26 protein-coding genes are annotated in these 26,552 nt (G+C 70.3%); 15 read left to right on the top strand and 11 right to left on the bottom strand.

The genetic code is table 11. The annotated features are described in order from the left end of the window. The first annotated feature begins 8 nt into the window (after positions 1–8). Both HD593_RS05735 and HD593_RS05740 read left to right on the top strand, forming a co-directional pair. Positions 9–1,160 (top strand): Gfo/Idh/MocA family protein, encoded by a 1,152-nt coding sequence (locus tag HD593_RS05735; RefSeq protein ID WP_185101080.1) that lies wholly within the window; start codon positions 9–11, stop codon positions 1,158–1,160. After that, positions 1,157–2,164 (top strand): sugar phosphate isomerase/epimerase family protein, encoded by a 1,008-nt coding sequence (locus HD593_RS05740; protein ID WP_185111685.1) that lies wholly within the window; start codon positions 1,157–1,159, stop codon positions 2,162–2,164. Before HD593_RS05735 ends, HD593_RS05740 begins: the two co-directional genes overlap by 4 nt. A 235-nt stretch (positions 2,165–2,399) precedes the next feature. On the opposite strand, the gene HD593_RS05745 is transcribed toward HD593_RS05740, so the two are convergent. Genes HD593_RS05745 through HD593_RS05755 form a run of 3 tightly spaced genes read right to left on the bottom strand, consistent with a single transcriptional unit; the run spans position 2,400 to position 4,152 of the window. Then, positions 2,400–3,485 carry a Zn-dependent alcohol dehydrogenase gene (locus tag HD593_RS05745; RefSeq protein ID WP_185101082.1) on the bottom strand — a complete coding sequence of 362 codons (1,086 nt, stop codon included), beginning with the start codon at positions 3,483–3,485 and terminating at the stop codon, positions 2,400–2,402. 26 nt (positions 3,486–3,511) lie between these two features. Next, a complete protein-coding gene (locus tag HD593_RS05750) occupies positions 3,512–3,703 on the bottom strand; it encodes a ferredoxin (RefSeq protein WP_185101084.1) in 192 nt (63 codons plus the stop codon). Beyond that, positions 3,700–4,152 (bottom strand): pyridoxamine 5'-phosphate oxidase family protein, encoded by a 453-nt coding sequence (locus HD593_RS05755; protein ID WP_185101085.1) that lies wholly within the window; start codon positions 4,150–4,152, stop codon positions 3,700–3,702. Before HD593_RS05755 ends, HD593_RS05750 begins: the two co-directional genes overlap by 4 nt. Positions 4,153–4,226: 74 nt before the next feature. On the opposite strand from HD593_RS05755, the gene HD593_RS05760 reads away from it, so the two are divergent. Further along, a complete protein-coding gene (locus tag HD593_RS05760; RefSeq protein WP_185101087.1) occupies positions 4,227–4,868 on the top strand; it encodes a class I SAM-dependent methyltransferase in 642 nt (213 codons plus the stop codon). On the opposite strand, the gene HD593_RS05765 is transcribed toward HD593_RS05760, so the two are convergent. After that, positions 4,869–5,822: an NADP-dependent oxidoreductase gene (locus HD593_RS05765; protein WP_185101089.1), complete on the bottom strand. Its 954-nt coding sequence runs from the start codon at positions 5,820–5,822 to the stop codon at positions 4,869–4,871. It lies immediately after the preceding gene. A gap of 50 nt (positions 5,823–5,872) precedes the next feature. On the opposite strand from HD593_RS05765, the gene HD593_RS05770 reads away from it, so the two are divergent. Continuing rightward, entirely contained in the window at positions 5,873–6,478 is a 606-nt protein-coding gene (locus HD593_RS05770) for a TetR/AcrR family transcriptional regulator (RefSeq protein ID WP_185101090.1), read from the top strand. A gap of 8 nt (positions 6,479–6,486) precedes the next feature. On the opposite strand, the gene HD593_RS05775 is transcribed toward HD593_RS05770, so the two are convergent. From HD593_RS05775 to HD593_RS05790, 4 genes are all read right to left on the bottom strand, one after another. After that, positions 6,487–7,467 carry a DUF1702 family protein gene (locus HD593_RS05775; RefSeq protein WP_185101092.1) on the bottom strand — a complete coding sequence of 327 codons (981 nt, stop codon included), beginning with the start codon at positions 7,465–7,467 and terminating at the stop codon, positions 6,487–6,489. Positions 7,468–7,612: 145 nt separating this feature from the next. Then, positions 7,613–8,656, bottom strand: coding sequence for a glycoside hydrolase family 15 protein (locus tag HD593_RS05780; protein WP_185101094.1), 1,044 nt, complete (start codon positions 8,654–8,656; stop codon positions 7,613–7,615). Then, the gene (locus tag HD593_RS05785; RefSeq protein WP_185101095.1) at positions 8,653–9,363 is read right to left on the bottom strand and encodes a class I SAM-dependent methyltransferase; all 711 of its coding nucleotides are present in this window, start codon (positions 9,361–9,363) and stop codon (positions 8,653–8,655) included. Before HD593_RS05785 ends, HD593_RS05780 begins: the two co-directional genes overlap by 4 nt. A gap of 3 nt (positions 9,364–9,366) precedes the next feature. After that, positions 9,367–10,617: a glycosyltransferase family 4 protein gene (locus HD593_RS05790; protein ID WP_185101097.1), complete on the bottom strand. Its 1,251-nt coding sequence runs from the start codon at positions 10,615–10,617 to the stop codon at positions 9,367–9,369. A 251-nt stretch (positions 10,618–10,868) separates the two neighbouring features. On the opposite strand from HD593_RS05790, the gene HD593_RS05795 reads away from it, so the two are divergent. The 4 genes from HD593_RS05795 (at position 10,869) to HD593_RS05810 (ending at position 14,530) form a co-directional block, all read left to right on the top strand. Beyond that, a complete protein-coding gene (locus tag HD593_RS05795; protein WP_185101099.1) occupies positions 10,869–11,891 on the top strand; it encodes a GDP-mannose 4,6-dehydratase in 1,023 nt (340 codons plus the stop codon). Positions 11,892–12,120: 229 nt separating this feature from the next. After that, the gene (locus HD593_RS05800) at positions 12,121–12,699 is read left to right on the top strand and encodes a transcriptional regulator (protein ID WP_185101101.1); all 579 of its coding nucleotides are present in this window, start codon (positions 12,121–12,123) and stop codon (positions 12,697–12,699) included. Next, the gene (locus HD593_RS05805; protein WP_185101103.1) at positions 12,692–13,528 is read left to right on the top strand and encodes an SRPBCC family protein; all 837 of its coding nucleotides are present in this window, start codon (positions 12,692–12,694) and stop codon (positions 13,526–13,528) included. The genes HD593_RS05800 and HD593_RS05805 overlap by 8 nt, the downstream gene beginning before the upstream one ends. Positions 13,529–13,768: 240 nt before the next feature. Continuing rightward, complete coding sequence (locus tag HD593_RS05810; RefSeq protein WP_185101104.1) at positions 13,769–14,530, top strand: endonuclease domain-containing protein; 762 nt, start codon at positions 13,769–13,771, stop codon at positions 14,528–14,530. Positions 14,531–14,799: 269 nt separating this feature from the next. Here the strand turns inward: HD593_RS05810 and HD593_RS05815 are convergent, their stop codons facing one another. Further along, the gene (locus tag HD593_RS05815) at positions 14,800–15,984 is read right to left on the bottom strand and encodes a cytochrome P450 (RefSeq protein ID WP_185101106.1); all 1,185 of its coding nucleotides are present in this window, start codon (positions 15,982–15,984) and stop codon (positions 14,800–14,802) included. Positions 15,985–16,733: 749 nt separating this feature from the next. Here HD593_RS05815 and HD593_RS05820 point away from each other — a divergent pair. The 7 genes from HD593_RS05820 (at position 16,734) to HD593_RS05850 (ending at position 24,137) form a co-directional block, all read left to right on the top strand. Further along, positions 16,734–17,531 (top strand): fumarylacetoacetate hydrolase family protein, encoded by a 798-nt coding sequence (locus HD593_RS05820; protein ID WP_221525636.1) that lies wholly within the window; start codon positions 16,734–16,736, stop codon positions 17,529–17,531. A gap of 89 nt (positions 17,532–17,620) precedes the next feature. After that, complete coding sequence (locus tag HD593_RS05825) at positions 17,621–18,940, top strand: L-fuconate dehydratase (protein ID WP_312903367.1); 1,320 nt, start codon at positions 17,621–17,623, stop codon at positions 18,938–18,940. Between the two features lie 17 nt (positions 18,941–18,957). Beyond that, a complete protein-coding gene (locus HD593_RS05830) occupies positions 18,958–19,692 on the top strand; it encodes an SDR family NAD(P)-dependent oxidoreductase (protein ID WP_312903368.1) in 735 nt (244 codons plus the stop codon). Positions 19,693–19,717: 25 nt separating this feature from the next. After that, positions 19,718–20,737 carry a sugar ABC transporter substrate-binding protein gene (locus HD593_RS05835; RefSeq protein ID WP_185101112.1) on the top strand — a complete coding sequence of 340 codons (1,020 nt, stop codon included), beginning with the start codon at positions 19,718–19,720 and terminating at the stop codon, positions 20,735–20,737. 6 nt (positions 20,738–20,743) lie between these two features. Further along, complete coding sequence (locus HD593_RS05840; protein ID WP_246546330.1) at positions 20,744–22,219, top strand: sugar ABC transporter ATP-binding protein; 1,476 nt, start codon at positions 20,744–20,746, stop codon at positions 22,217–22,219. Continuing rightward, a complete protein-coding gene (locus HD593_RS05845) occupies positions 22,216–23,205 on the top strand; it encodes an ABC transporter permease (RefSeq protein ID WP_312903369.1) in 990 nt (329 codons plus the stop codon). Before HD593_RS05840 ends, HD593_RS05845 begins: the two co-directional genes overlap by 4 nt. Next, the gene (locus tag HD593_RS05850) at positions 23,205–24,137 is read left to right on the top strand and encodes an aldo/keto reductase (protein ID WP_185101117.1); all 933 of its coding nucleotides are present in this window, start codon (positions 23,205–23,207) and stop codon (positions 24,135–24,137) included. Before HD593_RS05845 ends, HD593_RS05850 begins: the two co-directional genes overlap by 1 nt. Before the next feature lie 29 nt (positions 24,138–24,166). Here HD593_RS05850 and HD593_RS05855 read toward each other — a convergent pair whose 3' ends face one another. Together HD593_RS05855 and HD593_RS64230 are read right to left on the bottom strand one after the other, a co-directional pair. Further along, positions 24,167–25,423, bottom strand: a complete 1,257-nt coding sequence (locus tag HD593_RS05855; protein WP_185101119.1) for an ATP-binding protein — start codon at positions 25,421–25,423, stop codon at positions 24,167–24,169. Between the two features lie 113 nt (positions 25,424–25,536). After that, on the bottom strand, positions 25,537–26,484 hold the full coding sequence (locus HD593_RS64230; protein WP_185101121.1) for a DNA polymerase ligase N-terminal domain-containing protein: 948 nt from the start codon (positions 26,482–26,484) through the stop codon (positions 25,537–25,539). Positions 26,485–26,552 lie beyond the last annotated feature (68 nt).

A 26,552-nucleotide genomic window follows, 5' to 3' on the forward strand; every position in this document is an offset into this window, starting at 1 on the left:
GGGGTTGCATGTCAGACAGAACCACCATCGGCGTGGGCATGGTCGGCTACGCCTTCATGGGCCGCGTCCACTCCCAAGCCTGGCGCAGCGTCGGAGCGTTCTTCGACCTGCCGGTCGCGCCCCGCATGGCGGTGCTCGCGGGCCGGTCGAAGGAACGCACCGAGGCGGCAGCGGCACAGCTCGGCTGGGCCGACATCGAGACGGACTGGAGAGAGCTGGTCAAGCGCGACGACGTGCAGATCGTCGACATCTGCACGCCCGGTGACTCCCATGCGGAGATCGCCATCGCCGCGTTGCAGGCCGGCAAGCACGTGCTCTGCGAGAAACCGCTGGCCAACACCGTCGCCGAGGCCGAGGCCATGGTGGCGGCGGCCGCCGCCGCGCAGGGCAAGAGCATGGTGGCCTTCAACTACCGGCGGGTGCCCGCGATCGCGCTCGCCCGCCGGTACGTCGAGGAGGGCCGGATCGGCGAGATCAGGCACGTGCGGGCACAGTACCTGCAGGACTGGATCGTCGACCCCGAGTTCCCGCTGGTCTGGCGGCTGCAGAAGGACAAGGCCGGCTCGGGCGCGCTCGGCGACATCGGCGCGCACATCGTGGACGCCGCCCAGTTCATCACCGGGCAGAACCTGGTGGGCGTGTCGGCGCTGACCGAGACGTTCATCAAGGAGCGTCCCCTGGCGACCGAGTCGGCCGGCCTCGGGGCCACCGGGTCCGCCGCCAGGGGCGAGGTGACGGTGGACGACGCGGCCCTGTTCATCGGCCGGATGTCGGGCGGCGCGGTGGCCTCGTTCGAGGCGACCCGCTTCGCCAACGGGCGCAAGAACGCGATGCGCATCGAGCTCAACGGCTCGCTGGGCAGCCTGTCCTTCGACTTCGAGGCCATGAACGAGCTGTGGTTCAGCGCCGGAGGCGGCGGCTTCGAGCGCATCCTGGTCACCGAGCCCGACCACCCGTACGTCGGCGCCTGGTGGCCGCCCGGCCACGGCCTCGGCTACGAGCACACCTTCACCCACGAGATCAAGGACTTCCTGGAGGCGGTCGCCACCGGCGCCGACCCCACGCCGTCGTTCGCCGACGGCCTGCGGGTGCAGCGGGTGCTGGAGGCGGTCGAGCGCAGCGCGGCTGACGGAAGCCGCTACACGAACGTGGAGGACTGATGCGACCAGTCACGCTGTTCACCGGACAGTGGGCCGACCTGCCGTTCGAGGAGGTGTGCAGGCTGGCGGCGGAATGGGGTTACGACGGCCTGGAGATCGCCTGCTCAGGCGACCACTTCGACGTGGCCCAGGCCGTGGCGGACCCCGCGTACGTGGAGCAGAAGCGGGCCCAGCTCGACAAGCACGGCCTGAAGGTGTGGACGATCTCCAACCACCTCGTCGGCCAGGCCATCTGCGACCACCCCATCGACGAGCGCCACAAGGCCATCCTCCCGGCCCGGATCTGGGGCAACGGCGACCCCGAGTCGGTGCGCCAGGCCGCGGCCGAGGACATGAAGAACACCGCCCGCGCCGCGGCCCTGCTCGGCGTGGACACCGTGGTCGGCTTCACGGGCTCGTCGATCTGGCACACGGTGGCGATGTTCCCGCCGGTGCCCGCGTCGATGGTCGACGCCGGGTACCAGGACTTCGCCGACCGCTGGAACCCCATCCTCGACGTCTTCGACGAGGTGGGTGTGCGCTTCGCCCACGAGGTGCACCCGAGCGAGATCGCCTACGACTACCACACCACCGTGCGCACGCTGGAGGCCATCGGCCACCGGCCCGCGTTCGGCCTGAACTGGGACCCGTCCCACATGGTGTGGCAGGACCTCGACCCGGTCGGGTTCATCCTCGACTTCAAGGACCGCATCTACCACGTGGACTGCAAGGACACGCGGATGCGGGTCGGTGACGGCCGCAAGGGACGCCTGTCGTCGCACCTGCCGTGGGCCGACATGCGCAGGGGCTGGGACTTCGTCTCCACCGGGCGCGGCGACGTGCCCTGGGAGGACTGCTTCCGCGCGCTCAACTCGATCGGGTACGAAGGCCCGATCTCGATCGAGTGGGAGGACGCCGGGATGGACCGGCTCGACGGGGCCAAGGAGGCGCTGGCCTACATCCGCCGGCTGAACTCCATCACCCCGCCGACGACGGCCTTCGACGCGGCCTTCTCCACGACCTGACGCGCGCCGCGCGGCGCCCCCCGCTCCGGCTACGGGCGCCGCGCGGACAGCACGCCGATGGCGGTGACCAGGGCGAAGGCGGTCACGGCTGATCGTCGCGCCCCGGGCCCGGCCCGGTCGTCCTTCCCCGAGGGCTTCCGCGGGTACTACGGCGGGCGTAGGAGGGCGGGCCTGTAAGCCGGGGGACGCAGGCGGATCCTCCCCCGGGCGCGGGGGAGGACCTGCGCGGGCGTCGTCAGTCCATGAGGACGATCTGGCGCAGCACCTCGCCGCCCTTCAGCGCCGCGACCGCGTCGTTCAGGTCGGCCAGGCGGATCCGGGAGCTGATCATCGACTCCAGGTCCAGCAGGCCGGACTTGTGGAGCTTGGCGAAGTACGGGAAGTCGTGCCGCACGTCGGCCTCGCCGTACAGGCTGGACAGCAGGTTCTTGCCCTCGAACAGCAGGCTGAAGGCGGAGATGGAGACCTTGTCGTCCATCGCGCCCGCCCCGACGACGATGACGTCGCCGCCCTGCCTGGCGAGCTGCCAGGTGCTCTGGATCGTGGCGGACTTGCCGACCACCTCGAAGGCGTAGTCGAAGCCGCCTCCGCCGGTGAGCTCGTTCAGCGCCTCGGGGACCTGCTCGGGCGTCACCGCGTGGGTCGCGCCCACCTTCCTGGCCAGCTCGTGCTTGGACGCCAGCGGGTCGATCGCCAGGATCGTCCTGGCGCCGGAGATGCGCGCGCCCTGGATCACGGCCAGGCCGACGCCGCCGCAGCCGACCACCGCGACCGTCGAGCCGGGGCGGACCTTCGCGGTGTTGAGCACGGCGCCGACGCCGGTGGTGATGCCGCAGCCGATCAGGGCCGCGGCCTCCCACGACACGTCCTCGTCGATCTTGATCGCGCCCTGCCAGGGCACGACGATCTCCTCCGCCCACGTGCCGCACCCGGCCATCCCGAACACCGTGGAGCCGTCGCCGAGCCGGAAGTTGCCCTTGCTGAAGGACTCGATGACGTACTTCATGCACAGGAACGGCTGGCCGCCCACGCACAGCTCGCACTCCTGGCAGGCCGGGCGCCAGCTGATCACGACGTGGTCGCCGGGTTTGACCGACGTGACGTGCTCGCCCACCTCGACCACCTCACCCGCGCCCTCGTGGCCGAGGATGAGCGGCACGGGCTGGGGCAGCACACCGGTCATGGCAGACAGGTCGGAATGGCAGACGCCCGTCGCCCTGATCCGGACGCGTACGTCGGCCGGCCCGACAGGGGCCAGGGTGACGTCGTCACGGATGTCGAGCTTGTCGTTGCCTACGGCGTGCAGGATCGCGGCGCGCATGGGGGTTCCTCCTCGTTTCCCGCGGGCTAGTCCTCGAGGGACAGAGCGGCTTTCGGGCAGGACCTGACCGCATGGCGGACACGGTCCCGCATCTCGGGGGGTGGTTCCGGCAGCAGGATGTGGAGCTGGTCGTCGTCGTCCACCTCGAACACTTCCGGCGCGAGCCCCATGCACACGGCGTTGGCCTCGCAGACCAGCTCGTCCACCTTGACCTTCATGTGAGCCTCCTGTGGTCCCATGAGACCACTCTCGTGCGCTCGACGACGTACGCAACCCGCTTGGCGCCGGTTTTCTCCACGTACGGGAGCATCAGCTCGTCCGGTACGCCCGGAGTCATCCGGCGGGCGATCGCCAGGCCGATGGCCAGGACCCGGTCGCGGTCGTCCACCCGCACGGCCTTGCCGTACAGCAGGACGCCGCGCAGCTCGGCGTAGTCCTCGCCGGCCTCGACGAGGCAGCTCACCCGGGGGTCGCGGCTCAGGTTGCGGGTCTTCTGCGCCTTGGCGTAGGTCCAGAAGGCGATCTTGCCCTCGTCCAGGCCGTAGAACATGGTGACGAGGTGGGGGGTGCCGTCCGCGTTGATGGTCGCGAGCTGCAGCTTGCGCGAGCCCTCCAGGAAGGCGGTGACCTCGTCGTCCGACATGGCGATGCGAGCGCGCTGATTCACGCTGCCAAGTAGAACAGGTTGCAGATCGGCCCTGCAAGAGCCGTTTGGAATGTTATTCGGTTCGGCTAGGGTGCATGCCTATGACGATGCCGTCAGAGCTGCTCTACGCGGCGAAACACGCCAAGGGATTCATGCCGCCCCACGAGGGGCTGGCCCTGTTCGAGACGGCCTGCCGGTACGGCAAGCTGGGCCCCATCTGCGAGATCGGCACCTACTGCGGCAAGTCGGCCATCTACCTCGGTGCGGCGGCCAGGCAGAGCGGCTCCGTGGTCGTCACGGTGGACCACCACCGGGGCTCCGAGGAGATCCAGCCGGGGTGGGCGCACCACGACCCGACCCTGGTGGATCCCCGGTTCGGGAAGATGGACTCGCTGCCGACGTTCCGGGCCACGATCGCCTCCGCGGGGCTGGAGGAGGAGGTGATCGCGGTCGTCGGGAAGTCGGAGCGGGTCGCCGGGCTCTGGAACACGCCGCTCGGCATGCTGTTCATCGACGGCGGTCACTCCGAGGAGCCCGTGACCCGCGACTACGAGGGCTGGGCGCCGCACGTGCTGGCGGGCGGGGCGCTGGTCTTCCACGACGTCTTCCCCGACCCGGCCGACGGGGGGCAGGCGCCGTACCGTGTGTACCGGCGGGCGCTGGACTCCGGCGCGTTCGAGGAGGTGTCGGTCACCGGGTCGATGCGCGTGCTGGAGCGGGTCGGGCCGGGGATCTGATCAGTTCACCAGCACGATCTTGCCGGGGTCGTGGCCGCGCTCGCTCAGCTCGTGCGCGGCGGCGGCCTCGGTGAGCGGGAACGCCGCCGCGACCGGCACCCGCAGCCTGCCCTGAGCGGCCAGCTCGACAGAGAGGCCGAGGCCGTGCACCGCCAGCCGGTCGGCGGCGGCCCCGATGGCCGACGACGTCTCGTCTCCCGCCACGCCGTGCGACATGTGCACGCCGAGGGCCGCCGCGGTGAGGTCGGGGGCGATCGTCACCACGCGCGCCGGGTCGCCGGCGATGGCGATCAGGTCGGGCAGCGCCCCTCCCGCGCAGTCGAACACCGCGTCCACCCCGTCCGGTGCCAGCGCGCGCACCCGCGCGGGCAGCCCCGTCCCGTACGTCACCGGCCGCGCGCCGAGCGAGCGCAGCAGGTCGTGGTTCCGCTCGCGGGCCGTACCGATGACGGTGGCGCCCCTGGCCACCGCCAGCTGCACCGCGACCGTGCCCACCCCGCCGGCCGCGCCCTGCACCAGCACGGTGTGCCCGGCGCCGACCGCCAGCCGGTCGAGCACCCTGGTGGCCGTCTCGACGCTGCCCGCGGCGCCACCTGCCTCCTCCCAGCTCCACACGGCGGGCTTGGGAGCCCAGGCGGCCAGGACCGCGTGATCGGCGTTCGCGCCCCGCTCGCTCATCGCGGTCATGCCGAACACCTCGTCGCCGATGCCGGCGCCCATGACGCCCTCGCCGACCTCGTCCACCACTCCCGCGGCGTCGAACCCGGTCCGGTACGGGAACGTCACGGGCACCACCTCCCGCATCCTCCCCGAGCGGATGTACGTCTCTCCCACCGACAATCCGGACGCCCTGACGGCGATCCTGATCGTCCCCGGGCCGGCGTGCGGCTCCTCGGCCTCGGCGACCCGCACCACGGCGGGCGGGCCGTACTCGGAAAACTGAACTGCTCTCATGCGACGGGACCGTAACGGAGCACCCCGTCCGTTTGACTAAAGTGAGAGCGGTGACGGCCGAAGTGAGTCAGAAGTCGCGCTCGGACGCCCGCGACAACCGCGCGCGCATCCTCGCGGTCGCCCGCGCGGCCTTCGCCGCCGAGGGCCTCGACGTGCCGATCCGGGAGATCGCCCGGCGCGCGCAGGTGGGCCCGGCCACCGTCTACCGGCACTTCCCGACCAAGGAGACGCTGCTCGCCGAGGCGTTCGCCGAGCCGATGGCCATGTGCTCGGCGGTCGTCGAGGAGGGGCTGGCGGCGGGCGACCCGTGGCAGGGGTTCTGCCAGGTGGTCGAGAAGCTGATGGAGGTGCACGCGCTCGACCGGGGGCTCTCCCGGGCGTTCACCTCGCGGCTGCCGTACTTCACCGCCGACCGCGAGCGCACGATGGGCCTGTTCGCGCAGCTCGTCCGGCGCGCGAAGGAGTCGGGCGGGCTGCGGGCGGATCTCGTCCTGGAGGACGTCGTCGTGGCGCTGATGGCGAACGAGGGCATCCGCGCGGCGTCACCCGAGCTCAGAGTGGCGGCGTCGCGCCGCTTCGCCGCCCTGATGCTCCAGTCGTTCCGCGCCGGCCCCGTCGCCGCGCCGCTCCCGCCGGCGGTCCGGCTCCTCCGGTAAGGAGTCGTTCAGTAGCGGTGGCGGCGGGTCCAGGAGCCCCGGGTCTGCGTCTGCCAGCGCCGGAAGTCCTCGTGCGTGTGCGCCTCGTGGCCGAGCGCGATCAGCGCCCTGTCGGTCCACGAGGCCGCCTCCTCCGGATCGGCGCCCGCCAGGATCGGCGCCGCCTGAGCCGTGTGGCCGGGCAGCTCTCCCGAGCGCAGCCGCGCCGCCACCGCGAACGCGCAGCCCTGGGCCAGGTACGCGCGGAAGCCGTCGGCCCCGGCCCGCTCGGTCAGCCACCACAGCTCGTCGGCCTCGGCCCCGCCCGTGTACGCCGCCGCGAACCCGACCCCGCTCCACAGGTCGGCCCGCCGCGGGATCGCGTACCCGGCGATCCTGGCGGAGACGTCGTCGGGCGCGCCGCACTCGTGGTACCAGAGCAGCCGCCCCAGCCCCTGGTCGAACACCGCGCAGTGCGCCCTGGTGAGCAGGTCGGGCATCGTGCGCTCGCCCACCATGCGGTCGGCCCTGGACAGGCTCCACTGGAAGCCGAACCCGTCCACGGCCAGCCACCGCAGCAGCGGATGGGCCCGGCGCGCGCCCCACACCGGGCGCAGCCGCAGCAGCGCGTACGCGCGGCCGGCGCCGAGGTAGGCGGCGTGGCGGTGATGCTGGGCGGGGCCGGCAAGTAGCTCGTGAAGGCGCCGGCCCCGGGTCAGGGTGAGCAGGTCGAGCAGCGTGCAGGCGGCCGCGGCCCCCTCGTAGGCGAAGGGCCGCTGGTCCTCCGGGAGCTCCTCGGCCTTCTCGGCTTCTCGTGACATCACCGCGTTGTAGCCGAACACGTACGACCGTTCGGACTTCGTGAAGACCGTCCGCGACGCTCCGCCCCTGTGCCGGAACCTGCGCCGGCTCAGATCGGACTCCAGCGGATCCTTGGCCAGCAACCGCCGCAGCCCCCTGGCCCCGGAAAGCGCCGGACCCGGTGTCGGCTCGGTCCTGACCTGATCCAAGAACGATGGTGTGCCCGTGTCGCCCACGCTTCCCCCGAAGACGCCTCGTACGTCACTCAGAAGCTAGTAAGCCCGCTGAGCGACGCATCGGCGGCGCACCGGCCCGTACGGGCAAAGAACCCGCAAAAGCGGTTGTGCGGGCGGCTCAGAGCCCCTCGGTGTGCACTGCGGCGCAGCCGCAGACCTCCGGATCGAACACGGCGGTCCCGTCGATGTCGCGGAACAGCCCGCCCCCTGGCGAGAGCCCGAGCAGCGCGTCGGCGGCCAGCACGACGGCGGCGGCGGTGTAGCCGGAGCGCTCGTGCGGGAAGTGCTTGCGGTTGGCGAACTGCCAGCCGGTCCAGTACGAGCCGTCCTCGTGCCGCAGGTGCTGCATGTCGGCGAAGAGCGCGCGCGCCCGCTCCCGCTCACCCAGCGCGTCGAGCGCCAGCACCAGCTCGCACGTCTCGGCCCCGGTCACCCACGGCTGGTCCGACACGCACCGGATGCCCAGCCCCGGCACCACGAACGTCTGCCACTCGCGCTCCAGCAGCTCCAGCGCCTGCTGCCCGCGCACCGCGCCGCCCAGCACCGGGTAGTACCAGTCCATGGAGAAGCGGCTCTTGTCCGCGAACGCCTCCGGATGCGCCGACAGCACGTGGGCCAGCCGGTCGGCGGCCAGCTCCCAGTGCGGCTGCGGGTCGCCCAGGTGGTCGGCGAGCAGCACGCCGCAGCGCAGCCCCTGGTGGATGGAGGAGCAGCCGGTGAGCAGCGCGTACGTCGAGGCCCTGCCCTGCCCGTCGCGCTCCCAGACGATCTCCCCGCGCTCGGTCTGCAGCCCCGCCACGTAGTCGAGCGCGGCCTTGACCATCGGCCAGCTCTCCTCGGTGAGGCGCCGGTCGCCGGTGACGAGGTGGTGGTGCCAGACGCCGACGGCCACGTAGGCGGCGTGGTTGGTCTCGCCGCCCGGCTCCGCCGGCACGCCGTCGACCAGCTTCATCGGCCAGGAGCCGTCGGCGCGCTGGTGGCGGGCCAGCCAGGCGTAGCCGCGGCGCACCGGCTCGTCCAGGCCGGCCACGGACATCGCCATCAGGCACTCGACGTGGTTCCACGCGTCCACGTGGCCTTCCGGCCAGGGCACGCCGCCGTCGTCCTGCTGGATCGCCGCGATGCTCCCGGCCGTACGGACGACCTCCTCGCGGGAGATCATGGCTTCCTGACGTAGAGGACCACGCTCTTGCCGATGACCGGGTTGAGCAGGGCCTCGGCGATCCTGGTGGCGGCGGGGCGCTTCATGATGTCCCAGACCAGCAGCTCGTGGTACGCCTTGGCGAGCGGGTGCTCGTCGTTGTTGACGCCGACCGCGCACTTGATCCACCAGTACGGCGCGTGCAGGCCGTGGGCGTGGTGGTGGGGGCCGATCTCGAAGCCGGTGGACTTCAGCTTGGCCGACAGCTCGGCGAGCGTGTAGATGCGTACGTGGCCGCCGGGAGCTGTGTGGTAGTCCTCGTCCAGCGCCCAGCAGATCCGCTCGGGCAGGAAGCTCGGGACGGTCACGGCCGCGGTGCCGCCGGGCTTGAGCACGCGGAAGATCTCGCGCATGGCCGCCATGTCGTCGGGGATGTGCTCCAGCACCTCCGCCGCGATGACCCGGTCGAAGCTCTCGTCCTCGAACGGCATGTCCAGCGCGGTGCCCTGGACGATCTCGCCGGTGGCGCCCTCGGGCACCTCGCCCGCCTTGTCCATCGCCACGAACATGCTCGCCACGCCGTCCAGCTCGGACTGGTCCATGTCGAACGCGATCACGTCCGCCCCGCGGCGCAGCACCTCGAAGGCGTGCCTGCCGCCGCCGCAGCCCAGGTCGAGCACGCGCACGCCCGGACCCACGGGCAAGCGGGCGAAGTCCACGGTCAGCACTGGTCAGCCTCTCCTCTTGTGGTTCTCGATGGCCTCGTGGTACGCCTCCACGGTCCGCTTGGCCACGACGTGCCAGGTGTAGCGCTCCATGACGCGGTCGTATCCGGCCTGGCCCACCCGCTCGCGCTCCTCCGGCGAGTCGTGCAGGCGGCGCAGCACCGCGGCCAGCTCCTCGGGGTCGCCCGGCGGCACCTGCACGGCCGCGTCGCCGACGACCTCGGGCAGCGCGCCCGTACGGCTGGCGACCAGCGGCGTGCCGCAGGCCATGTGCTCGACGGCGGGCAGCGAGAAGCCCTCGTACAGGGAGGGCACGACCGAGATCTCCGAGGTGGCGATCAGCTCGCCCAGCTCGTCGTCGGAGATGCCGTGCACGAACCGCACCCGGTCCTGCAGCGACAGCTCCTGCACGAGCTGCTCCGTCGGGCCGCCGGGGGTGGGCTTGCTGACCACGGTGAGGTTCACGTCGCGCTCGGTCGCCAGCTTCGCCACCGCGCGCAGCAGCGTCGCGACTCCCTTCATGGGGGAGTCGGCGCTGGCCACGGCCACGATCGAGCCCCTGCGCCTGGGCTTGTCCGGGCGCGGGTGGAAGTAGCGGGTGTCCACGCCGAGCGGGATCAGGCGCATGTTGGCCTGCGGGACGTTGAAGTCGCGGTGGATGTCGGCCAGCGACGACTCGCTGACGGTCAGGATCGGGCTCAGCTTCGGCGCGACGCGCGACTGCATCTTCACGAAGCCGTACCAGCGGCGCATGGTGAGCTTCTTGGCGCCCTGGGCGGCCTCCAGCTCGATGCGGCGGTCCACGCTGATCGGGTGGTGGATGGTGCCGACCACGGGGAACAGCTTCTGGATGCCGAGCAGGCCGTACCCGAGGGTCTGGTTGTCCTGCACGACGTCGAAGTCGCCGACGCGCTTCTTCAGCTCGCGGTGGGCCCGCAGCGTGAACGTCAGCGGCTCGGGGAACCCGGCGGTCCACATGGTGCCGACTTCCAGCCAGTCGATCCAGTCGCGGTACTCGTGCAGCTTGGGCGTTCTGAACGGGTCCTCGTCGCGGTAGAGGTCGAGGCTGGGGACCTTCCGGAGGATGACGCCCTCGTCCAGCTCGGGGTAGGGCTGGCCGGAGAACACCTCGACGTGGTGCCCGAGCGCGACCAGCTCCCGGCTCAGGTGGCGGAGGTAGACCCCCTGGCCACCACAGGTGGGCTTGCTGCGGTAGGACAGAAGCGCGATCCGCAGCTTTCGCTCCCGCACGGACACCCCTTTCTCCGCCGGTAGGGCCCGGAGTCGGGCGTGTACCGTGAAAGATGACCTTAGTCCGAGAAGGCTACCATTCGGTAGGTCGGCTGGAATTGTTCACAACGGCCGTTGCAGGGCGTGCGAACTGCGACATTGCCGTAACCGAGCGTGGTTCGGTGGAACGTGTTCTACGTGGCCTGATGTCCTTGTGAAGTGCTTAGCTGTACATTCCCGTCTCAAAGGGACAGGGCAGGCGATAGTTGGAGGACCCCTTGGCCAGGCGCGCTCTGATCACCGGCATCACCGGCCAGGACGGTTCCTATCTGGCGGAGCACCTGCTCGAAGAGGGGTACGAGGTCTGGGGGCTGGCCCGGGGGCAGGCCAACCCGCGCGTGTCGCGGATGCGGAAGCTGCTGGCCGACGTCCGGGTGGTGCGGGGGGATCTGCTGGACCAGGGGTCGCTGATCTCGGCCGTGGAGCGGGTACAGCCGGACGAGGTGTACAACCTGGGGGCGATCTCGTTCGTGCCCATGTCGTGGGAGCAGGCCGAGCTCACGGCCGAGGTGACCGGGATGGGCGTGCTGCGCATGCTCGAGGCCATCCGGGTGTGCTCGGGCGTGTCGCGGTCGTCGGGCTCCGGTGGACAGATCCGCTTTTATCAGGCTTCGTCCTCTGAGATGTTCGGGCAGGTCAGCGAGACTCCGCAGAACGAGCGCACCGCCTTCCACCCGCGGTCGCCGTACGGGGTGGCCAAGGCGTACGGGCACTTCCTCACGCAGAACTACCGCGAGTCGTACGGGATGTTCGCCGTGTCCGGGATCCTGTTCAACCACGAGTCGCCGCGGCGCGGCGCCGAGTTCGTCACCCGGAAGGTGTCGCTGGGGGTGGCCCGGATCAAGCTGGGGCTGGCCTCGGAGCTGCGGCTGGGGAACCTGGAGGCGCGGCGCGACTGGGGGTATGCCGGTGACTACGTCAAGGCCATGCAGTTGATGTTGCAGGCCGGCAAGCCCGAGGACTACGTGATCGGGACCGGGCGGATGAAGTCGGTCCGGGAGCTGGTGGAGGCGGCCTTCAGTGCGGCGGGGCTGGACTGGGAGCGGTACGTCGTCACCGATCAGACGTTGCATCGGCCGGCCGAGGTGGATCTGTTGTGTGCGGATCCGAAGAAGGCTCGGGTGCAGCTGGGGTGGGAGCCTCGGGTGTCGTTCGATGAGCTGGTGGCGATGATGGTGGAGGCGGATCTGCGGTTGCTCACGGATGGTGGGGACCCGCACGACGACAGCTCCTGGCCGTGATCCCCCGCTGACCCCTGACTCCTGACCTCTGGCCGCTGACTGCTGCTAGGGGCTGCTGACTGCTGGCCTCTGCCTCCTTGCCTCCTGCGCCCGGGGCGCTGGGTATGTGCGTCCGCACCCCGCCTCCATCCCACGTGCTTCGCCCATGGGCGCCCGCGCGTTTCAATCCCCTTCCCTCCCTCACGGACCATTGACAAGCCGGTTTTTTACGTAAAAAATTGCTTTTGCCATGAGAGACGTCCTGTACCTCGAAGAGATCGAGCAGGCCGAAGCCCTGCTCAAACCGCAGCGCGTGGAGGTGCTGCGGCAGCTCGCCGAGCCGCGCACCTGCTCAGAGGTGGCCGAACGCCTGGGCCAGACGCCGCAGCGGGTCTACTACCACGTGAAGCGCCTGGTCGAAGCGGGCCTGGTCGATCAGGTGTCCGAGCGCAAGGTGCGCGGCATCCACGAGGGCATCTACCAGGCCGGAGCACGCTCGTACTGGCTGTCGCCCCGGCTCGTGGGCAGGCTCGGGCTGCGCAAGGCCCGCGACCAGCTCAGCCTCGGCTACCTGCTCGACCTCATGGAGGAGGTCCAGGCCGACATCGCGGCGCTCGACAGGGCCGCCTCCGAGCTGCCGTCCATCGGTATCTCCGGAGAGATCCGCGTGCGTCCGGAGAACCGCCAGGAGTTCCTGAACGAGTTGCAGAGCATGCTGCAGGACCTGTTCACCCGCTACGGCGGGACCGAGGGCGACGCCTTCAAGCTGGCGCTCGCCTGCTATCCGCAGACCGCTCAAGAGCCCAGAGGAGAACGAGACCATGACTGAGCCCATGATCGTCCGAGCAGGCATCCCGGCCCCGGTCGAGCGGGTGCGCCGCGCGCTGACCGATCCGGCCGACCTGCGTGTCTGGCTGGCCGAGCACGTCGAGGTGGAGCTGCCGGAACGGTTCGCGTTCTGGGGCCGTACGACGCCGGAGGGCGACGCGCCGCACCAGCGGCTGCTGCACGCGGACGAGCGCACGCTGCGCTTCGCGTGGCTGCTCGACGGCGAGGAGACGACCACCGAGCTGTCGATCGAGGCCGATGGCGACGACCGGACGATCCTGACCCTGTCCCAGACGCACTTCGACTTCCAGGACGTCATCACGGGCAAGAGCATCCGGGGGGTGCTGCAGACGTACTGGTGCCAGGTGCTGGCAAACCTGGCCGATCACCTGACCGGCCGGGTGCCGACGCCCATGCAGGACTACACCTCCACGGACATGCGGGTCGAGGTCTCGATCGACGCGCCGGCGTCCAAGGTGTTCCACGCGATCACCGACTCGGACGCGGTGTCGCTGTGGTTCGGCTACCGGGTCGACATCGAGCCGTACGAGGGCGGGCGCCTGGCCATGGGCGGCTTCGACGACAACCCGGACCCCGCCAAGGTGCTGGAGGTCGTGTCCGACCGCAAGTTCTCCGTGGACTGGGGTGACGGCGGGGTCGGGACGTGGGAGCTGGAGGGGGCCGGCGGGAAGACGCGGCTGACGCTGGTGCAGAGCGGCTTCGACCAGGCGAACCCGCCGTACGCGGCTTGGGGCGGGTTCCTGTCGGGGGTCGCCGAGCTGCGACGCTACCTGGAGGTGCCGGACTGGAAGCCGATCATCATGGCGTAGGCGTTCGGCTCGCCGTACCGAGGAGGTCGGGCTGGTTCTGTGGACGGGCCGGTAGCCACGCGCCCGTCCACAGAACGCCGTTCTGCCCCTCCCCGCTCGGCCCGCTCGCGGCATCCTTCGCCCATGAACTCACCGCTACTTCCCCCTTCGCCGCCGGGCACACCCCTCCCACCTGCGCCGTCATCGTCCACAAGACCGGCGACCCCACCTCCCTCATCTCTGGCGGAACGCGCCCGCTCCGTGACGCGAGCGGCCCCGCAGGCCACCATCTGCCGTCAGACAGCAGCACACCTCTGGGGCATCAAGACCCTCTCCACACCGGAGGAGGACTGGCCGGTGGAGCTGACCGCTCAAGGCCACCTCGCGATCCCCGGTTGCGTCACCTACGTGGTGCCTCTCCCCGACGAGGACATCACGGAGCACAGAGGCATCCGTCTCACCACGATGTCTCGCACGGCCCTCGACTGCGCCCGCTGGCTGCCGCGCACGGAAGCCGTGGCCGTTCTCGACCAGTTCGCCCGCAGAGGCGTGGACCTGGAAGCCCTCTGGCACCGGCCCCTCAACACGTGGAGCCTCCGCGAAACCCTCAGCCTCGCCGACCGCGGCGCAGCCTCTCCCCGGGAGAGCTGGCTCAGGGTCATCCTGGTCGACGGCGGCCTCCCCAGACCCACCACCCAGATCAAGGTGGAGCTGGGCGAAGACCGCTTCGCCTACCTCGACCTGGGCTGGGAGGAGTTCAAGGTCGCGGTGGAGTACGACGGCCAGCAGCACCACACCTCACCCGCCGACCAGCAGCACGACGCGGACCGTCGTGAGGAGCTGCGCCGACGTGGCTGGCGCGTGATCGCCGTCCGCCGGGACGTCATTCCCGGCCAGATCGCCGACCTCCTCCACCACGTGGCCAACGCCTTGATCGAACGCGGCTGGCGCCCGGGCCCGCAAGGCACGATCCGCATCCTCGGCCGCATCCGCGCAGCCCGCCGCAGCCGCCGCTACCGATGACCCCACCCTCGCGCCCCGTCCCCACCGAGAGGTCTGCCACCCACCCCGAGGAGGGCTCGTCACCGACCGGCACGAAGGCCCGCCACCCACTCCCGGGAACGTCTGCTGCCGCTCGGGCGGGAACGCCTGCCGCCGGCCGGCGGGAATGCCTGCCGGCGACCGGAAGGGACGCTCGCCACCGAAAGCAGGAAGGACTGCAGCCACCGATCGGTAGGAGGACCAGCCACCCATTCCCAGAAAGATGGCGGCCACAAGGAAGGAGGTTCGGCTCAGCCGATGGTCACGGGTAGTTCCTTGATGCCGTTGATGAAGTTGGAGCGCAGGCGCCGCACCTCGCCCGTCCGGCGGAGGCGGGGGTGGCGGCGGGCCAGTTGCTCGAAGAGGACCCGCAGTTCCAGCTTGGCCAGGTGGTTGCCCAGGCAGAAGTGCGCTCCGCCGCCGCCGAAGCCGATGTGGGGGTTCGGGTCGCGGGAGATGTCGAAGGTCTCGGCGTCGGGGAAGACGGAAGGATCGCGGTTGGCGGCGGAGTAGAAGACCACGACCTTGTCGTTCTCCTTGATCTCCTGCCCGCCCAGCACCTGGTCGGTGGTCGAGGTGCGCCGGAAGAGGTTGACGGGGGAGACCCATCGGACGATCTCGTCCGCCGCCGTCTTCGCCAGCGTCGGGTCGGCGACCAGCCGGTTCCACTGGTCGGGATGGTCGAAGAGCGCGAGCATGCCACCGGAGGCCGCGTTGCGGGTGGTCTCGTTGCCGGCGACCACGAGGAGGAGGACGAAGAGGTCGAACTCGTCCTCGCCGAGGGTCTCGCCGTGCTCGTCCGGCTGGAGGAGCTTGGTGACGATGTCGTTCTTGGGGTTCGCCTTGCGCTGGGCGGCGAGCTGGTTGGCGTAGGCGTAGACCTCCATGGCCGCGCCCGAGCCCTCCTCGGGGCTGGCGGCGTAGTCGGGGTCCTGGGCGCCGATCATGCGGTTGGACCAGTTGAACAGCTTGTCGCGATCGGCCGCCGGGGCTCCGAGCAGTTCGCAGATCACGTAGAGAGGCAGGGGTGCGGCGACTTCGGTGACGAAGTCGATCTCGCCGGTCAGCTTGTCGAGGAGGTCGTCGCAGATATCGCGGATGTGCTGTTCGAGTGCTCCGATCGTGCGCGGGGTGAAGCCGCGGTTGACCAGCGAGCGCCGCCTCGTGTGCTCGGGAGGGTCCTGGTTGAGCATCATGAGGCGCTGGAGCGCGATCTGGTCCTCGGGGAGGTCGTCGAAGAGGGCGAGCTTGCGGTGGGAGGAGAAGAGGTCGGAGTGTCGTGACACGTGTACGACGTCCTCGTAGCGCGTCACGGCCCAGAAGCCGGGCTCGCCCTCGTGCCAGTGGACGGGGGAGTTCGCGCGTAGCCAGGCTAGCTGGTCGTGGGGTGGGCCGGCGTTCGCGTAAATGTCCCTGTCGACAAGGTCGATGTGCACGCGGGTCACCTCTTGATCAAGCGCTTGGTTAGGTCTATCTGAAACGTGTTCTATTACGGAGCTGTACGGGCGTCAAGGACGGCCATGGATCGTTCCTGATCCGTCCCGCCCTGAAGCGCCGCTGACCTGCGCTGATCTGGTCGTGTAGCACGTTGCCGTCCTGCAAGGCGGCAGGGCGGCAGGGGGGTGGCAGGGCGTGGCCGCAGGGTGAGGAGGGCGGCGCGACGTACCGCGGGGAAGGTTGCGCGAGACAGTGCGGGGCGGCGCGAGGCGCTGCAGCACGCGTGGGATGGCGTGAGGCATGAGGCGGCGCAGTGCGTGAGGCGGTGCAGCGCGCGTGGGATGGCGCAGGGTGCGAGGTGGTGCAGGGTGCGAGGTGGTGCAGGGCGGTGCGGGGCCACGCAGCATCGGCCTCGCCCTTTGGGTGGTGTGCTGCCCTTGTTGTGGCGGTGTGGGGGGATTTGGTCTGGGGTGGGGAGTCGGAGGGTTGTGGTCCGATGTATGGGAGGAGGGGATTTCGGCTGCGTGAACGGCGAAACCTTGGATGGTTAAGTGGGTTCACAGGCAGGTCGCGGGCATTATGGGAGTGTTTCGTGGTTACGGATCGGATGTATCCGTCTTGTTGCCCCTTGACACACTCCGTCCACCAGCACGAGCATCTTGAAACGAGACATCCGATGTATCGATGAGAAGGGTGCGGTGTGAAGCTGCTGCGAGTTGGACCCGTCGGCCAGGAGCGGCCGGTGGTCATGGATGACGCCGGTAATCTGCGCGACATCGGGGAGAGCGAGATCGACGGGGCCTTCCTCGCGTCCGGGGGAGTGGCGCGGGTTCGCGAGGCGTTGGCGCGGGGTGAGCTGCCCGTCGTCGAGGCCGGAGGGGCGCGGATCGGGGCGCCGGTCGCGCGCCCCGGGAAGATCGTCTGCATCGGCCTGAACTTCAGCGATCACGCCGCCGAGTCCGGGGCCGCGGTGCCGGCCGAGCCTGTGGTGTTCATGAAGGCCGGCAACACCATGGTCGGTCCGTACGACGAGGTGCTCGTGCCCCGTGGCAGCGTGAAGACCGACTGGGAGGTGGAGCTGGCCGTGGTGATCGGGCAGCGGGCCCGTTACCTCGGCAGCCGGGAGGAGGCGCTCGGCGTGATCGCCGGGTACGCGATCTCCAACGATGTCTCCGAGCGGGAGTTCCAGCTGGAGCGGGGTGGACAGTGGGACAAGGGGAAGTCGTGTGAGACGTTCAACCCGCTGGGCCCGTGGCTGGTGACGGCCGACGAGGTGGGCGATCCGCAGAACCTGGCGATGCGGCTCTGGGTGAACGGGGAGCTGCGGCAGGACGGCGACACCAAGAACATGATCTTCGACGTGGCCGAGGTCGTGCGCTACCTGAGCCAGTTCATGGTGCTGGAGCCCGGTGATGTGATCAACACCGGTACGCCGGCCGGGGTGGCGATGGGGATGGCCGGACAGCCGTACCTGCGGGCCGGTGACGTGATGGAGCTGGAGATCGAGGGTCTCGGGCGGCAGCGTCAGACGGTGGGTCAGGCATGACCGGCGTGATGGGCCCCGCCGAGGGTGCGGGTTCCGCCGAGAGTACAGGTCCCACGAAGGGTGCGGGTTCCGCCGAGGGTGCGGGTTCCGTGGAGGGTGCGGGTTCCGGTCAGGGGGCGTACCGGATCGTGGGGATGGAGACGCACGACGTGCGGTTCCCGACCTCCCGCGAGCTGGACGGCTCCGACGCGATGAACCCCGACCCCGACTACTCCGCCGCCTACGTGGTCCTCAGGACCGACGACGGCTACGAGGGCCACGGGTTCGCGTTCACGATCGGCCGCGGCAACGACATCCAGACCACGGCCATCAGCGCCCTGGAGCCGTACGTGATCGGCAAGGACGTCGAGGACCTCGGCGCGCTCTACCACGACATGGTGGGCGACTCGCAGTTGCGCTGGCTGGGCCCGGAGAAGGGCGTCATGCACATGGCGATCTCCGCCGTGGTCAACGCCCTGTGGGACCTCAAGGCGAAGCGGGCGGGCAGGCCGCTGTGGCGGTTGCTGGCGGAGATGCCGCCGGAGGAGATCGTCGAGCTGATCGACTTCCGGTACCTCAGCGACGCGCTGACGAAGGACGAGGCCCTCGAGATCCTGAAGAGGAACGAGGCGGGCAAGGCCGAGCGCATCGAGCGGCTGATCCAGGAGGGCTACCCGGCCTACACCACGTCCCCCGGCTGGCTCGGGTACGACGACGAGAAGTTGCGCCGGCTCTGCAAGGAGGCGATGGAGCAGGGGTTCGGGCAGATCAAGCTGAAGGTCGGCGCGGATCTGGAGGACGACAGGCGGCGGTTCAGGGTGGCGCGCGAGGTGTGCGGGCCGGACTTCCCCATCGCGATCGACGCCAACCAGCGCTGGGACGTCGGCTCGGGCATCGAGTGGGTCAACGCGCTGCGCGAGTTCAGGCCGCACTGGGTGGAGGAGCCGACCAGCCCGGACGACGTGCTCGGGCACGCCGCCATCGCCAGGGGCATCGCCCCCGTGCCGGTGGCCACGGGCGAGCACGTGCAGAACCGCATCGTGTTCAAGCAGCTCCTCCAGGCCGAGGCCATCTCGTTCGTGCAGATCGATTCCGCCCGCGTCGGCGGGGTGAACGAGAACCTGGCGATCCTGCTGCTGGCGGCCAAGTTCGGGGTGCCGGTGTGCCCGCACGCTGGCGGGGTCGGGCTGTGCGAGCTGGTGCAGCACCTGTCGATGTTCGACTACGTGGCGGTCACCGGCACCATGGACGGCCGCGTGATCGAGTACGTCGACCACCTGCACGAGCACTTCGTGGACCCGGTGGTGATCCGCGACGGCCGGTACGTGGCTCCGTCCAGGCCCGGGTTCAGCGCGGAGATGCACGCGGAGTCGATCGCCGCCCACACGTTCCCCGGCGGCGAGGTCTGGAGGGACGGCGGCGCATCATGATCGGGAAGGAGACAGGCGTGGGTCTGAAGGCGGTCGTGACCGGCGGCGGGTCGGGCATCGGGCTGGCGGCGGCGCAGGCGCTGGCCGGGCGCGGCATGACGGTCGCCTGCCTGGACCTGAACCCGCCCGCCGAGCCGTTCGTCGGCATCAAGGCCGACGTCACGGACGACGCGCAGGTACGGGCGGCGGTGGCCGAGGCGGCCGAGCGGCTGGGCGGCATCGACGTGCTCGTGAACAACGCGGGCATCGGGGCCCAGGGCACCATCGAGGACAACCCGGACAGCGAGTGGCACAAGGTGTTCGACGTCAACGTGCTCGGCATGGTCCGGGTGGCGCGGGCGGCGCTGCCGTACCTGAGGAGGTCCGAGCACGCCGCGATCGTGAACACGTGCTCGATCGCCGCCACGGCGGGGCTGCCGCAGCGGGCGCTCTACAGCGCCACCAAGGGTGCGGTGCTGTCGCTGACGCTGGCGATGGCGGCGGACCACATCCGCGAGGGCATCCGGGTCAACTGCGTCAATCCGGGCACCGCTGACACGCCGTGGGTCGGCAGGCTGCTGGACGCGGCCGACGACCCGGAGGCGGAGCGGGCGGCGCTCAACGCCAGGCAGCCGATGGGCCGCCTGGTCACCGCGGAGGAGGTGGCCGCGGCGATCGCGTACCTCGCGAGCCCCGAGTCCGCCTCGACCACCGGCACCGCGCTGGCGGTGGACGGCGGCATGCAGGGGCTCCGGCTCCGGCCCGCCAACTAGCGACTCAAGGAAGGTAACCCCCCAAATGACGTTCGGACGGGCGGTCGCGGCAGCGGCCCTCTTGGCGGTCGTGACCGCGTGTGGCTCAGGCACCACGGCAGGAGGAGGAAGCGGCGGGAAGGTCGGCATCGACCACCCGCGCGCCGACTCCGACTTCTGGAACTCCTACATCAAGTACGTCCCGCAGATGGCCGGCGAGCTCAAGGTGGACCTCATGCCCGCCACGAACTCGCAGAACGACGTGGCCAAGCTGGTCAACAACGTGCAGGCGCTGACCGGCCAGGGCGCCAAGGTCATCGTCATGGCCCCGCAGGACACCGGCGCCATCGCCAACACGCTCCAGCAACTGGAGAACAAGAAGATCCCGGTCGTCACCGTGGACACCCGTCCGGACAAGGGCAACGTCTACATGGTCGTGCGCGCGGACAACCGCGCGTACGGCACCAAGGCGTGCGAGTTCCTCGGCGAGAAGCTCGGCGGCAAGGGCAAGGTGGTGCAGCTCCAGGGCGCGCTCAGCTCGATCAACGGCCGTGACAGGTCGGAGGCGTTCCTGGAGTGCATGAAGGCCAAGTTCCCCGGCATCACCGTGTTCAGCGAGCCGACGGAGTGGGAGGGCAGCAAGGCGGCGTCCATGCTGCAGACCCGCCTGGAGCAGAACCCGGACATCAAGGGCATCTACCTGCACGCGGGTGGTGTCCACCTGGCGCCGACGTTGCAGGTGCTCAAGCAGAAGGGGCTGCTCGTCCCGCCGGAGGACCCCAAGCACATCTTCGTGATCTCCAATGACGGGATCCCCCAGGAGTTCGAGGCGATCCGCAAGGGCGACATCGACGCGACCGTGTCGCAGCCGGCCGACCTGTACGCCAAGTACGCCCTCTTCTACGCCAAGGCCGCGGCGGAGGGCAAGACGTTCAAGCCGGGCCCGACGGACCACGACAGCACGATCATCCAGCTCCCGAACGGCCTGGAGGACCAGCTCCCCGCGCCCCTGGTGACCAAGGAGAACGTGGACGACAAGGCCCTCTGGGGCAACCAGGTCAAGTAGATGAACATGCACGTCGAAGCCCGGAACGTGGTCAAGCGCTTCGGCCCGACCACCGCGCTCAACGGCGCGAAGATCGCGATCGCCGAGGGCGAGACGCACGCGCTGGTCGGCAGGAACGGCGCGGGCAAGTCCACGCTCGTGTCGATCCTGACCGGGTTGCAGCGACCGGACGAGGGCGAGGTGCGGTTCTCGGGAGAGGCCGCGCCCGCCCTGGCCGACCGTGACGCCTGGCGGCAGCGCGTGGCCTGCGTCTACCAGAAGTCCACGATCATCCCGGCGCTCTCGGTCGCCGAGAACCTGTTCCTGAACCGCCAGTCCGCCAAGGGCGCCATGATCAACTGGCGCACGTTGCGGGCCAGGGCGCGCGAGCTGCTGGACACGTACGAGGTGGACGTGGACGCGCAGGCGCTGGCCGGCGACCTCGGCGTGGAGCAGCGCCAGCTCGTGGAGATCGCCCGCGCGCTGTCGTTCGGGGCCAGGTTCATCATCCTGGACGAGCCGACCGCGCGGCTGGACGGCCCGGCCATCGAGCGGCTGTTCACGCGCATGCGGTCGCTGCGCGAGCAGGGCGTCACGATGATGTACATCTCGCACCACCTCGACGAGGTCTACGAGATCTGCCAGAGCGTCACCGTCTTCCGCGACGCCCGGCACGTCCTGACCAGGCCGGTCGCCGAGCTGCCGCACGACGAGCTGGTGGCCGCGATGACGGGGGAGGCGACGGCGGCGTACGAGGCGCGCGAGCACACGCCCGGCGAGCGGGTGGTGCTGCAGGGCGCCGGCCTCAGCCTGGCAGGGCGATACGCGAATATCGATATTTCCGTCAAAGAAGGCGAGGTCGTCGGCCTGGCCGGCTCCGCGAGCAGCGGCAAGGTCGGCCTCGCCGAGACCCTGGTCGGGCTGCGCAGGCCCGACACCGGCACCGTCACGGTGAACGGCACCCGGGTCAAGCCCGGCGACGTGCCCGCCGCCATGAGGGCCGGGCTCGGGTTCGTGCCCGAGGACCGCCACCACGAGGGCTTCGTCCCGCTGCTCTCGGTGGGGGAGAACGCCACGTTCCCGATCGCCCGCAAGCTGGGCCGCTACGGCCTGGTCTCCCCGGGCAGGCGGCGAGCCAAGGCAGAGCAGATGATCGAGGCGCTGGACGTCAAGACCGAGGGCCCCGACCAGCCGGTCGGCGACCTGTCCGGAGGGAACGCGCAGAAGGTCGTGTTCGCCCGGGCGCTCGTTGACGACCCGACCGTGCTGGTGGTGATCAACCCGACCGCCGGCGTGGACGTCAAGGCCAAGCAGGCCCTGCTCGGCGCCGTCGAGGACGCGGTCGAGCGCGGGGCGGGCGCCGTGGTGGTCTCCGATGAGCTGGACGACCTGCGGATCTGCGACAGGGTGCTGGTGATGTTCCACGGCAGGGTGGTGAAGGACGTGCCACGTGGCTGGACCGACCACGAGCTCGTGGCCGTGATGGAAGGCATGGAAGAGTGACGACTTTGACTGCGCCGGCCCCCCGGCTGAAGCTGGCCAGGTTCCGCGACCTGACGCTCGTGCCGGTGATCGTGCTCCTGCTGATCGTGGGCGCGTTCCTGGACCCGACCTTCCTGACGGCGGGCAACCTGACGAACGTGCTCCAGCAGCAGGCGGCGATCTCGCTGCTCGTGCTGGCCGAGGCGATGATCCTGATCGCCGGCAAGTTCGACCTCTCGCTGGAGTCCACGGTCGGCACCGCGCCGGCCATCGCGGTGATGCTGGTGGTCCCGGTGGCGGCGGGCGGGTTCGGCCTCGGGCTGCCCGGGGCGCTGGTGATCCCGCTGGCGCTGCTCATCGGGGCGGCGATCGGGGCGTTCAACGGCTTCCTGATCATCAGGTTCCAGCTCTCGGCGTTCATCGTCACGCTGGCCATGCTGATCATCGTGCACGGGTTCCTCCAGGGCCCGACCGAGGGCAAGACGCTGTTCCAGCTCCCCGAATCGATCCTCTACCTGGGCAGCGCCATGTGGCTCGGCCTCCCGGCCGCCATCTGGATCGCCGGCCTGCTGTTCGCCGCCGGCATCTTCGGCCTCGGCTACCTCAGGCTCGGCCGCGCGCTGTACGCCATCGGGGGCAACATCGACGCCGCCCGCGCCGCCGGCATCCGGGTGGACCGGGTCCTGTACGGCGTCTTCATCCTGGGCGGGACGCTGGCGGCGCTGGCCGGCATCCTGGAGACCGGACGACTCGGGGCGATCGGCAACAACCAGGGCGTCGGCTGGATCTTCATGGTGTTCGCCGCGGCCGTCATCGGCGGCGTCAGCATGGACGGCGGCAAGGGCACGATCCTCGGCGCGCTCACCGGCGTGCTCGTGATCGGCCTCGTCCAGAACATCCTCACCCTCATCGGCGTCTCCGGGTTCTGGCAGCCGGTGATCTACGGTTCGATCATCCTCATCGCCCTCATGATCAGCCGGATCGCGGGCGGAAAGGCACAAGACTGATGCCCATCGACCTGCCCCGCCACGGCTTCGGCGGCGCACCCATCGGCAACCTCTACGACGAGGTCGCAGAGGAGCAGGCCCGCGCCACGGTGGACGCGGCCTGGGACAGCGGGGTGCGCCTGTTCGACACGGCGCCGCACTACGGCCTCGGCCTGTCGGAGCGCCGGCTGGGCGCCGCGCTCGCCGGCCGGTCGGGCTACCTGCTGTCCACCAAGGTGGGCCGCCTGCTGCGGCCCAGGGCGTCCGGCGACGGCCGCGACGACGACGTCTTCGACGTCGCCGGCGACCTGGAGCGGGTGTGGGACTTCTCGCCGGCCGGCGTCCGCGCCTCCCTGGACGACTCCCTGGTACGCCTGGGGCTCCCGGCCGTGGACATTGCCCTCATCCACGACCCGGACGACCACGTGGACCAGGCCATCGCCGAGGCCGCCCCGGCACTGGCCGAGCTGCGCGCCGAGGGCCGGGTGCGGGCGATCGGCGTCGGCATGAACCAGTGGGAGGCGCCGCTGCGCTTCGTCCAGGAGACCGACATCGACGTCGTCATGCTCGCCGGCCGCTACACGCTCCTCGACCAGTCGGGCCTGCCCCTGCTGGAGGAGTGCGCCGAGCGGGGCGTCCAGGTGCTGGCGGCCGGGGTGTTCAACAGCGGCATCCTGGCCACCCACGAGCCGTCGGGCACCTACAACTACGCGCCGGCGCCGCCGGAGCTGCTCGACCGTGCCACGAGGATCGCCCGGGTCTGCGAGCGCCACGACGTCACCCTGCCGCACGCGGCCATGGCGTTCCCGCTGCGCCACCCGGCGATCTCGACGATCGTCCTGGGCGCCCGCACGCCCGAGGAGGTCCGGCGGAACGCCGGCCTGTGGTCGCGGCCGGTGCCCGAGGGGCTGTGGGCGGACCTGGAGAGGGAGGGGCTGTTGGCAGCCACGTAGGGATCGCGAGGGCCGTCGCCTCGACGGCCCTACCCGACCTCCCACAGCGCGCCGACCGGCATGGCCCTCATCCGGTCCCCGAACGGGAGAGTCTGCGTGCCGGTGTAGAGGACCACGCCCGCGACGAAGTCGTCCCCGAGCCGGTCAGCGAGGTGCTTGAGCCCCTTGAAGTCCTCGGCGCGCACGGTGGAGGCAGCCTTGACCTCGATGCCCACCACGCGTCCCTGCCGGTTCTCCAGCACCGCGTCCACCTCGGCGCCGTCCTTGGTCCTGTAGTGGTACAGGTCCGCCGGCTCATCGGACCAAGTGAGCTGGCGGGCGAGCTCCATGAGCACGAACGCTTCGAGCAGCGGCCCGAACGCGCCACCGGGGCGGACGAGCCCGCGGGCGTCGGTGCCCAGCACGTTCGCCGCCACACCCGAGTCCACGAACCCGACCTTCGGCGTGGCGATGGCACGGCTGGTCAGATTCCTCGACCATGCCGGGATCCGCTTGATCAGGAACACTTCTTCGAGCAGGACGAGATAGCGGCTCACGGTGCTCGCGGGCACGCCGAGCTCAGTGCTCAAGGCGTTCGCGACCAGCAACTGGCCGGAACGCCCTGCCAGGAGACGGACCAGCGCCCGCATGTCGGGGCCGCGCTCGATCTGGGCAAGCTGCCGTACGTCCCGCGCGATCAGGTCACCGACGTAGGAGTCGAAGAATCGCCCCCTGCGGCGGACGTTATCGCGGGCGACCGCCTCAGGGAAGCCGCCGCGGACCAGCCTGTCGGCGTAGCCGGTGCGGGTGATCTCGGAGTAGTGCCGCAACGCGGGTCCCTCCGCGAAGATCGCGTCAACGAAGCGGTCGGCCGTGCCGTCGATCTCGCCCTGGGCGAACGGCCACAGTTCGATCGTCTCCATCCTGCCCGGCAGCGTGTCGGGAAGGTCCTTGAGATCGAGCAGCCGGGACGATCCGGTGAGTAGATAACGACCGGGCCTCGTATCGTGATCTACCTGTGCCTTGATCGCGAGCAGGAGCTCAGGTGCTCGCTGGATCTCGTCGATCACCATGAGTTCGGGGAACGCCACGAAGCCGTCCGGGTCGGTCAGGGCCGCCTGCCTCGTCACCGCGGCGTCCAGGTCGCGCCATTCTGCCGTTCTGCCCTTCGCGAGCCGGCGCACCAGTGTGCTCTTGCCGCATTGGCGGGCGCCGTTGACGAGGACGACTCTCGTGTCGCCCAGCGCCTCCACCACCGCTCTCTCCGCATGCCGAGGCAGGAAGTCGCCCAGAGGAGTGTTGGCCATATTCGCAGCATGACACAGGTCTGTGGTGCATCGGCCGCTGACCCCATGAAGAATTGGTCGCATGGTTTGTGACGCAATGGTCGCTACTCTCGTGACGCGATGGTCGCCACCGTTCAGGACCCGATGAACAGCCACGCCTTCGACGGCCCCGGCTCGTACGGCGAGTCCAGCCGCTTGGCGACCACCCCCGGCAAGCCCTGCTCGCGTGCCGCCCGCCGCACCGCGCCCGCCTCCCCGGGCCAGGACGGCGCGGTCTGCCAGTGGGCTCCGGTCAGGTCCAGGGCCTCCAGCGCGGCCCGGCGCACGGTGTACGGCTCGGCCACCAGCGACCGCCCGTCGTCGTACAGCAGGTCGTAGAAGACGAGGATCTCCGCGCCGCCGAGGGTGGCCACCTCCCCGTCCAGCACCGCCGTACGGCTGCCGAACGACTCCGCCAGCCCGCGCAGCCACGGGTGCTCGCGGGCGGCGTCCGTGCGGCCGCCGTCGATGGGCACCAGGAGCCGCCGCCCGCCCCAGGCGAACTCGAAGGCGTACGCCGAGGCGTCCTTCGGCGGCTTGGCACGCTCGGTGGGGAGCATGGGGGAGACGGACGGGAACGGGTCGCGGACCGCGGAGCCCATGCGGTGGATCATCCAGTTCTTGCCGCGCGTCTGGAACAGCACGAACCGGCCGGAGGCCCGCTCGCCGTGCAGCACGAACTTGACCTCGCGATCCGACCACTTCTCCGTCACGTACGTGCCGGTGTCCCAGACGGTCATGGTGCCGCCGCCGTACTCGCCCTGGGGGATCTCGCCGTGGAAGGTGAGGTACTCCATGGGGTGGTCCTCGGTGTGCACGGCCAGGTGGTTGGTGCCGGGGTCGGCGGGCAGGCCCTTGGGGACGGCCCAGGAGACGAGCACGCCGTCGCGTTCCAGGCGCAGGTCCCAGTGCAGGGAGCGGGCGTGGTGCTCCTGGATGACGAAGGCGTTCCCATCGGGGGAGGAGGAGGGGGCGTCGGGGACGGGCTCTGGGGTACGTTTCGGGTCGCGTTTGCTCCGGTATTTCGAGAGTTTGTCGGACACAGAACCGGTACTACCCGCTCGTGCTCTCCCCGATCACGAGCCGGTACGGCACGCCCACGAGGCGGCCG

This window comes from Nonomuraea rubra, assembly GCF_014207985.1.
GTDB classification, from domain to species: Bacteria; Actinomycetota; Actinomycetes; order Streptosporangiales; family Streptosporangiaceae; genus Nonomuraea; species Nonomuraea rubra.